This window comes from Craterilacuibacter sp. (genome assembly GCF_051659485.1).
Taxonomy (GTDB): Bacteria; Pseudomonadota; Gammaproteobacteria; order Burkholderiales; family Chromobacteriaceae; genus Craterilacuibacter.
The window spans coordinates 1-8,700 of the sequence record NZ_JBOFOO010000284.1 but is presented as its reverse complement, the minus strand read 5'-3'; the positions used below and the strand labels follow the sequence as shown (position 1 = coordinate 8,700).

Below are 8,700 nucleotides of genomic sequence, written 5' to 3'. Positions count from 1 at the left end.
TTGATCGCCAGAATCGCCGCCGCGTATTCGGTGTCCCAGTCTTCGTCACAGGCCGGCAGTACCGCCTCGCCCAGCAAGTGCCGCGTACGCTCACAGCCGCGTAGCTCCACCCCTTTATCCAGATAGGCACGCGCCAGTTTGGGCAGGATATCGATCGCACAGCCCTCGTGGACCAGCAGGGTTTCCATGGTATTGCAGGTGCCATAACGGTGTGTCTTGGCATTGAAGGCAATATTGAATGCCATCTCGGGCTGGGCCTGATCATCGAGATAGACATGGCAATTGCCGTCCAGATGCTTGATGACCGGTACACGCGCCTCGGCGCTGATGCGGGCGATCAGTCCCTTGCCGCCGCGCGGCACGATCACGTCCACATAGTCGGGCATGGTAATCAGCGCACCGACGGCGGCGCGGTCGGTTGTCGTCAGTACCTGTACCGTCGTTTCGGGCAGGCCGGCGCTGCGCAAGCCTTCGTGTACGCAGGCTGCAATGGCCTGATTGCTGTGAAATGCTTCCGAGCCGCCGCGCAGGATGGTGGCGTTGCCCGACTTCAGGCACAGGCCGGCGGCATCGGCGGTGACATTGGGGCGCGCCTCGTAAATGATGCCGATCACCCCCAGCGGTACCCGCATTTTGCCCAGCTGGATGCCGGATGGGCGGTAGCTGAAGTCGTTCATTTCGCCGACCGGGTCGGGTAGCGCAGCGATCTGGCGCAAGCCTTCGGCCATGGCGGCAACTGTTTGTGCGCTTAGCGTCAGGCGGTCCAGCATCGCCGGCGCCAGTTGTTCGGCGATGGCTTTGCTCACATCCTGCAAGTTGGCCGCGAGCAGAATGTCGGCATCGCGCTCTATGGCATCGGCCATGGCCAGCAGGGCCGTATTTTTCTGGCGGGTGTCGGCACGCGCAATGTCGCGGCTGGCGGCGCGTGCGGCTTTGCCGACGCGCTGCATGTAGTCCTGAATGTCCATGTGCTCAATTCCGGCTGAATAAACTTGCCAAAGATTAACCCAGCTTTAGCCGCAGCCGCCAGTCCCTAGATGGCGGATGGCGGCTTGCCGGGGGCGCTGTCTGCCTTGGCTGGTGCGGCATACCAGTTGTCCTTGCCGACCAGTACCGCAGCTTCGGGCTGGTTTTCGAAGTTGGGCGACATGATCTGTACGCCGAATTCGTTGAAGACATCGAGGATGGCGCTATGCAGGGCCGTCTTGAGAACAGGCGGTTTGCCATCGGCCGGTATCCGGACTTCCAGCTCGTATTCGATGTAAAAATCCTGCAGATTCAGCTGGCGCACGATGGGCGCTTCGGCCTGATTCAGCCCGGCCGTACGGCGGGATGCCAGCTCCAGCATGGCATGCACCTGCCGCCATGGCGTGTCGTAGCCGATGGTGATCTTGGTAACCAGCGGCAGACCGCGGGCACCGGCCTGGCGCGTGTAGTTGGTGACCTTGCCGCCGACCACGACCGAGTTGGGCAGCGTCACCTCATTGCCGTGACGGGTAATGATCTTGGTAGACAGCGCACCCAGCTCGGTCACAAAGCCCTCCACATCGCCCACCTGAACCAGGTCGCCCGGCTTGAGCGCGCGCGAGTAGACCAGCACCAGGCCGCTCATGGCATGCGTCATGATGCCGGTGGAGCCTAGCGTGACCATCAGGCCGAAGAACACGCTGATGCCCTTGAAGGCATCCGAATTGGAGCCGGGCAGATAAGGGTAGGCCGCGGTCAGGGCAAACAGCCACAGCGCCAGCGAGGTTAGCCGCCGTGTTGCGCCCACGGTTTCCTGATACATGCCGGGCAGGCTCAGGCGCTGGCTTTCGACGGCATTGAACAACAGATCCAGCCCGCGTATCGCCAACCGGGTCAGCAGGAAAATCAGGGTGACCTTGACCAGGCCAGGTAAGGCGGCAAGGACGCTGTCGGCGATGCCGGCGAGCAGGCCGAACAGCGATTGCCCCAGTTTTTGCCCCCAGGGCCGGGTATAGGGAAAGCGGGTCAGTACGAAGCTGAGCCACAGGTGCAACAGCAGCAAGACGCCGACCAGTGCCGACAGATCCAGCAGGCGCTGTTCCAGCAGGCGCAGGATGCCTTCGAAATCCGGCCTGTTTTTCAGCCAGCGCCGGATGCGTAGCGGACGTTGAAGCACGCGCTGTATCGCTTGCCGGTGCAGGCGTTGCAAGCCCCATAGCGCCAGCACCAGTGCCAGTGTGGCGGCCAGCGAGATGGCGGCGGCACGGGCAAGCTGCTCGGGCGAGTTTTGTTCGAGATAGGTCTGGCGCAGTATGTCCAGCCGTTGGCGGACTTGCTGGGCGGTGGTGAGCAGGTCGAGACTGTCGGAGGGATCGAGATCGGCCTCGATAATGGCAAACAGCGGCTTGCCGTGGAGGGTGAAACGCAGGCCGGCGACACCGTCGCTGACAAAGGGCTGTGTCAGGACGGGGCTTTGCAGGTCGGCTTCAGTCAGGGCCTTGATACGTTCTTTGGCTCTTTGTTCGCGCTGCGCCGGGCTGACTTCGCCAAAGTCGGCGCGAAAAGTGAAGATAGTCTGGTTGGCAATGGTAAGCGTTGCGGGCTGAGGTACGGTATTGGCCTCTTCCGACCATGCCTGAGCCGACCAGAGCGAGCAGCATAGACCGAGCAATAAAAACAGGCGAGGTAGCGACATGGATTTTCTCTTTCAATATGCATTAACAATGGCATGTCTCCGCCAATTTTTCAGTGCTTAGCATTGTTCCAGTGCACGTTTGGCGCGGTGTACTCCCCACCAGACCGCCAGCGCCACCAGCGGGATGGACGCACCCGTCACCAGTTCGGCATTCAGATGCACGCCGGCGGCCTTCAGCGCCTTGCTCGCATAGGCTACCAATCCCACCGCGTAGTAGGTCAGCACGCCTACCGACAGTCCTTCTACCGTCTGTTGCAGTCGCAGTTGCAGTTCGGCGCGCCGGTCCATGCTGGCCAGCAGTGCGCGGTTCTGCTCTTCGCCGGCGACCTCGACCCGGGTGCGCAGCAAGGCGGTCGCGCGTTGCAGGCGCGCGGTCAGCCGATCCTGACGCGCGCTGATCGTGGTGCAGGTATCCATCGCCGGTGCCAGCCGGTGCGCCATGAATTCGCAGAACGGTTGCAGCCCTTCCAGCCGGTGTTCGCGCAATTCGCTAATGCGGCGCTCGACCAGCTGCTGGTAGGCGAGCGCCGCTGAAAACCGGTACTGGCTTTGTGCTACCAAGTTTTCCACCTCGGCCGACAGGCGTGACAATTCGGCCAACAGTTCGCGGTCGTCGGCGCCGTGGTGGTTCATTTTTGCCGTGATGCCGCGCAGGGCGAGGCCCAGCGTGTCCAGTTGCGGCATCTGGTTTTTGGCCAGCGGCAGCGCGAGCAGAGCCAGCATGCGGTAGGCCTCGATCTCGAACAGGCGCTGCAGCATGCGTCCGCTCTGGCGCGGCCCCATGGCGTGGTCGATGACCACGAAGCGGCTGAAGCCGCCGGGGAGGCGGCTGTCGGGGTGCAGACGCAGGTCGGTATAGGCGGTACCGTTTCCGTCACCGATGCGCGATCCGATCAGCTCGTGGCCATCAAACCAGCGGGCAGCAATCTCGCGCGGCAGTGTCGGCAGGCTGCCGTCGTCAGCCAGCAGCAGGGCATGGATCGCGACTAGGGCGACGCCAGGCAGTTGCGTCAGCCACGGTGCCGGCAAGGCATCCAGTGCTGTATCGGCAAAGCCGCCGGCGCCAGACCCGCTCTGGATGACCGTGTAGCGGGCAAATTCGGTATGCAGTGACCAGCGCAGGGTCAGCGTTCCGCCGTGGCCCTGGTAGTGCGTTGCGTGTGCTGCCGGCACCGGCAGTTCGAGTAGTGCGCAGAGCGCGGCGAGCGCAGCACGCTGCTGGCCGTTGTCCTGTTCGAAAAACAGGGTGAGGGTGCTCAGCCGTGCCGGAGACTGGATGGCGGCAGGCGGCCGCGCATGGGCTTCATCGTTCAGCATCCGGCGTAAGGGGTGCGGGAGGATAGGGCAGGGTGCATGCGGGGCAGTCAAGGCGATGTCCTTTTTCGACGGCGGGGGAATGCAGATATGCCATCATATTGCATTGCACAAGGTGTAGGCGGCAAGCCGTACGTTATTGCCTGTCACGTACTTAAATTCTATTTTGGAATAAAAGTAGTTCATAACAGTCTTTCTGGAAATAAGGGCATCTGGGTATCCTGCTGCTAATCCGCCTAGCCAAGGAAGCTCCGATGAAACGTCTTGCCCTGAAAACCCTGACCGCCGTATTGCTGTCGACCGCCAGTGTGGTCGCCATGGCCGATGTGACCCTGCTTAACGTGTCTTACGACGTGATGCGCGATTTCTACAAGGACTACAACCCGGCTTTCCAGAAGTACTGGAAGGCCAAGTCCGGCGAAGGCGTGACCATACAGCAGTCGCATGGCGGTTCGAGCAAGCAGGCGATGAGCGTGGTGAACGGCCTGCAGGCCGATGTGATCACCATGAATCAGGCGCCGGACATCAATATCCTGGCCGAGCGCGGCGCGCTGCTGCCCAAAGACTGGGCCAAGCGTCTGGGCAACAATAGCGTGCCGTTTACCTCGGCCACCGTGCTATTGGTCAGGAAGGGCAACCCCAAGGGTATTCGCGACTGGAAGGATCTGGCGCGCCCGGGTGTGCAGGTGATCATTCCCAACCCCAAAACCGCTGGTAATGGCCGTTACAGCTACCTCGCCGCTTACGGCTGGGCGCTGAAGCAGCCCGGCGGCAATGATGCCTCGGCGCGAGCCTTTGTCGGCAAGCTGTTCGGTAATGTGCCGGTGCTGGATACCGGCGGCCGCGCTGCCACCACCACCTTTATGCAGCGTCAGATCGGTGATGCGCTGGTGACCTTCGAGAACGAGGCGGAGATGATCGCCCGTGAATTTGGCCGCGGCAGTTTTGAAATCGTCTATCCGACGCTGACGGTTGCTGCCGAGAATCCGGTGGCGGTGGTGGATAAGGTGGTGGACAAGAAGGGTACGCGCAAGCAGGCCGAGGCCTACCTCGCCTATCTGTGGAGCAGCGAAGGCCAGACGCTGGCGGCACAAAACTATTTGCGTCCGCAAAACCCGCAAGTGCTGGCCAAGTTTGCCGGCCAGTTCCCGCCGGTCAAGACCTTTACCGTCGAGAAGGTATTCGGCAGCTGGGATGGCGTGATGAAAACCCACTTCGCCGATGGCGGTGTGTTTGACCAGATCTACACCAAAAAATAAGGCTTAAGAATGGGCGTCGGGATCAGGGATCAGGGGATGGGGAGCAGATCCCCGATCCCGGATCCCCGGCCCATGATTCCTGATCCCGGATTCCTGATATGACTTTTCTTGCCAAACGTTACAGCGTACTGCCCGGCTTCGGCGTGTCGCTCGGCTATGCCATTTTTTGGCTGGGGCTGATCGTGCTGCTGCCGCTGGCGGCACTGATCCTGAAATCTTCCGAGCTGGGCTGGGGCCCATTCTGGGAGACCGTCAGTGCGCCACGGGTGGTGGCGTCTTTGCAATTGTCGTTCGGCGCAGCGGCGCTGGCGGCGCTGGTCAACTGCGTGATGGGCTTTTTGGTAGCCTGGGTGCTGGTGCGCTACCGCTTTCCCGGCAAGCGTTTCGTCGATGCACTGGTGGACCTGCCTTTTGCCTTGCCCACTGCGGTGGCCGGCATCGCGCTGACCACCATCTATGCCCCTAATGGCTGGCTGGGCCAGTATCTGGAGCCTCTGGGCCTGAAGATTGCCTTTACGCCGACCGGGATCGTGATTGCATTGATTTTTGTCAGCCTGCCGTTTGTGGTGCGTACCGTGCAGCCGGTGCTGGAAGACCTGGAAGGCGAGCTGGAAGAAGCGGCGACATGCCTCGGTGCGGATCGCTGGCAGATTTTCCGCCGCGTGATTTTCCCGGCGACCCTGCCGGCGCTGATGACCGGCACCGCCATGGCTTTTGCCCGCGCCACCGGCGAGTTCGGCTCGGTAATCTTTATTGCCGGCAATATTCCGCTGGTGTCGGAAATTGCCCCCCTGATCATTATCTCCAAGCTGGAGCAGTTCGATTTTCTCGGCGCGACAGCGGTGGCAGTGGTGATGCTGATGCTGTCGTTTAGTGTGCTGTTTGCGATCAATCTGCTGCAGTGGTGGACCAGTCGCCGCCACGGCATGAAGTGAGGTGAGTCATGGCGAGTCGTAGTCTACTGACCAGCGAGCAGGCCTGGGTGCGCTATGCGCTGACCGCGTTTGCGCTGCTGTTCCTGCTGGTGTTTTTGCTGGTGCCGCTGGCATCGGTATTCTGGGAAGCCCTGTCCAAGGGCTGGGATCTATACGCGGCGGCACTGATCGAATACGAGGCCTGGCAGGCGATCAAGCTGACGCTGATTGCGGCGGCGATTGCGGTGCCCTTGAATCTGGTGTTCGGGGTGGCGGCGGCTTGGGCGATTGCCCGCTTCGAATTTCGCGGCAAGAGCCTGCTGACTACGCTGATCGACCTGCCGTTTTCGGTGTCGCCGGTGGTGGCCGGGCTGATGTACATCCTGCTGTTCGGGTCCCATGGCTGGCTGGGTAGCTGGCTGTCCGAGCACGATATCCAGATCATTTTCGCCGTTCCCGGCATCGTGCTGGCTACCGTGTTTGTCACCTTCCCCTTTGTCGCGCGCGAGCTGATTCCGCTGATGCAGGCACAGGGGCAGGACGAGGAACAGGCAGCCATCGTGCTGGGCGCCTCGGGTTTTGCCGCGTTCTGGCATGTCACCCTGCCCAATATCAAGTGGGGTCTGCTCTATGGCGTGATCCTGACCAATGCGCGCGCCATGGGTGAATTTGGCGCGGTCAGCGTGGTGTCCGGCCATATCCGCGGCGAGACCAATACCATCCCGCTGCATGTCGAAATTCTGTACAACGAGTACAACTTTGTCGGCGCCTTTGCTTGCGCCTCCATCCTCGCCATGCTGGCGCTGGTGACGCTGGCCATCAAGACGGTGATCGAGTGGCGCATCGAGCGTCAGCACGAGGCATCGCTGGTCAGGACACAGCAGGCACGGGAAGCATTGGTGTAGGGGAATAGGGAATAGGGAATGGGGAATAGGCAGTCTGCCCTCCTGTCGTGAGGCGGGTGAGGTCGCGGAGCCCTGCTCCCGATTCCCGTGGTTGGCTTTCCCCGCACGGGCGCACGCAAAGAATACTAAGGAACACAGCATGAGCATCGAAATCCGTAATATCGAAAAACGCTTCGGCAACTTCACCGCGCTGGATAATGTCAGCCTCAAGGTCGAGTCGGGCGAGTTGCTGGCCCTGCTCGGTCCCTCCGGCTGCGGCAAGACCACCTTGCTGCGCATCATTGCCGGGCTGGAGCAGCCCGATGCCGGTCAGGTACTGTTCAGCGGTGCAGACAGCACCCATACCCATGTCTCCGAGCGTCAGGTTGGTTTCGTGTTCCAGCACTATGCGCTGTTTCGCCATATGACCGTGTTCGATAACGTCGCCTTCGGCCTGTCGGTGCGCCCGCGCAAGCTGCGCCCCTCGCGCGAGGAAATCCGCGAGCGGGTGATGAAACTGTTGAAAATGGTGCAGCTTGATTGGCTGGCCGATGCCTATCCTGCCCAGTTGTCCGGTGGCCAGCGCCAGCGTATCGCGCTGGCCCGTTCCCTCGCGGTCGAGCCTAGCGTGCTGCTGCTGGACGAGCCCTTTGGTGCGCTGGATGCCAAGGTGCGCAAGGATTTGCGCCGCTGGCTGCGCGACCTGCATCAGCAGATGCACATCACCAGCGTGTTCGTGACCCACGATCAGGAAGAGGCGCTGGAAGTGTCCGACCGGGTGGTGGTGATGGATCATGGCCATATCGAGCAGATCGGCCGGCCGGACGATATCTACGAGCATCCGGCGACGCCGTTTGTCACCCGCTTCCTTGGTGATGTGAATCTGTTCCATGGCCGTGTCGATGGCGGCCACTTTACCCATGGCAGCTTCGCCCATGCGCTGGATGACGCTACGCAAGGGACATCGGATAGCGCGGTCGCCTATGTGCGCCCGCACGATCTGGATATCAGCCGCCTGGCCGGCGGTGCGCTGGCGACGGGCAGCATCGAGCACATCCATGCGGTCGGCCCCTTGGTACGTATCGAGGTCGCACCCGATAGTGGCGACGCGATCGAGGTGGCGCTGAGCAAGGAGCGCTACCGCGAACTGGGCCTGATGCTGGGCGACACGGTGTTTGTCACCCCCAAGAAGCTGTCGGTATTTGTCGGCGCGCAGGATTACGCCATTTAAGCGTGTGGCGGCCAAAAAAAGGGCGTATCCATCTGGATACGCCCTTTTCTATGAGCTGTTTATTAACGCAGACGGAAGACGCTCACGTCCTGATTCAGTGCTTTGGCCGCGCCGGCAATCTGCACCGCGTTTTCGCTGATATTGCACATGGCGGCGGTGGTTTCCTCGCTCATCTGCGCCATCTGTTCCATATTGCGTGCAATCTCGCTGCTGGCCGTGCGTTGCTCTTCTATCGAACTGGCGATGCCTTCCACATCGGCGCTGGCCTGTTGCAGCACGCTGTCGTTTTGCTGGAACAGGGCAGAGACGCGGTCGGAACAACTACGGCTGGCTTGCAGGGTATCGATGCCCTGCTGCACCACACCGGCCAGCGACGATGATTTCTCGCCTAGCTTGGCGTTGAAGTGGTCAATCTCGGCGGCGGACTTGGCCGATT

Annotated in this window: 8 protein-coding genes; 4 read left to right on the top strand and 4 right to left on the bottom strand. The window is 61.4% G+C overall.

Annotated elements, in window-relative coordinates; translation table 11 throughout:
• The 3 genes from ACRC1E_RS10000 to ACRC1E_RS09990 form a co-directional block, all read right to left on the bottom strand.
• Positions 1 to 968, bottom strand: a 968-nt coding sequence (locus tag ACRC1E_RS10000) for a glutamate-5-semialdehyde dehydrogenase (protein WP_438514951.1), incomplete at its 3' end; no start/stop codon positions are given.
• A 65-nt stretch (positions 969 to 1,033) separates the two neighbouring features.
• Positions 1,034 to 2,662: a mechanosensitive ion channel family protein gene (locus ACRC1E_RS09995; protein WP_438514950.1), complete on the bottom strand. Its 1,629-nt coding sequence runs from the start codon at positions 2,660 to 2,662 to the stop codon at positions 1,034 to 1,036.
• Between the two features lie 57 nt (positions 2,663 to 2,719).
• Positions 2,720 to 4,030 (bottom strand): DUF3422 family protein, encoded by a 1,311-nt coding sequence (locus ACRC1E_RS09990; protein WP_438514949.1) that lies wholly within the window; start codon positions 4,028 to 4,030, stop codon positions 2,720 to 2,722.
• 200 nt (positions 4,031 to 4,230) lie between these two features.
• Here ACRC1E_RS09990 and ACRC1E_RS09985 point away from each other — a divergent pair, with 200 nt between their 5' ends.
• From ACRC1E_RS09985 to ACRC1E_RS09970, 4 genes are all read left to right on the top strand, one after another.
• On the top strand, positions 4,231 to 5,235 hold the full coding sequence (locus ACRC1E_RS09985; RefSeq protein WP_438514948.1) for a sulfate ABC transporter substrate-binding protein: 1,005 nt from the start codon (positions 4,231 to 4,233) through the stop codon (positions 5,233 to 5,235).
• Positions 5,236 to 5,333: 98 nt separating this feature from the next.
• The gene (cysT, locus tag ACRC1E_RS09980) at positions 5,334 to 6,170 is read left to right on the top strand and encodes a sulfate ABC transporter permease subunit CysT (RefSeq protein WP_438514947.1); all 837 of its coding nucleotides are present in this window, start codon (positions 5,334 to 5,336) and stop codon (positions 6,168 to 6,170) included.
• Between the two features lie 8 nt (positions 6,171 to 6,178).
• Positions 6,179 to 7,054, top strand: coding sequence for a sulfate ABC transporter permease subunit CysW (cysW, locus tag ACRC1E_RS09975; protein WP_438514946.1), 876 nt, complete (start codon positions 6,179 to 6,181; stop codon positions 7,052 to 7,054).
• A 139-nt stretch (positions 7,055 to 7,193) separates the two neighbouring features.
• Positions 7,194 to 8,264 (top strand): sulfate/molybdate ABC transporter ATP-binding protein, encoded by a 1,071-nt coding sequence (locus tag ACRC1E_RS09970; RefSeq protein ID WP_438514945.1) that lies wholly within the window; start codon positions 7,194 to 7,196, stop codon positions 8,262 to 8,264.
• Positions 8,265 to 8,326: 62 nt separating this feature from the next.
• On the opposite strand, the gene ACRC1E_RS09965 is transcribed toward ACRC1E_RS09970, so the two are convergent.
• Positions 8,327 to 8,700, bottom strand: a 374-nt coding sequence (locus tag ACRC1E_RS09965) for a hypothetical protein (RefSeq protein ID WP_438514944.1), incomplete at its 5' end; no start/stop codon positions are given.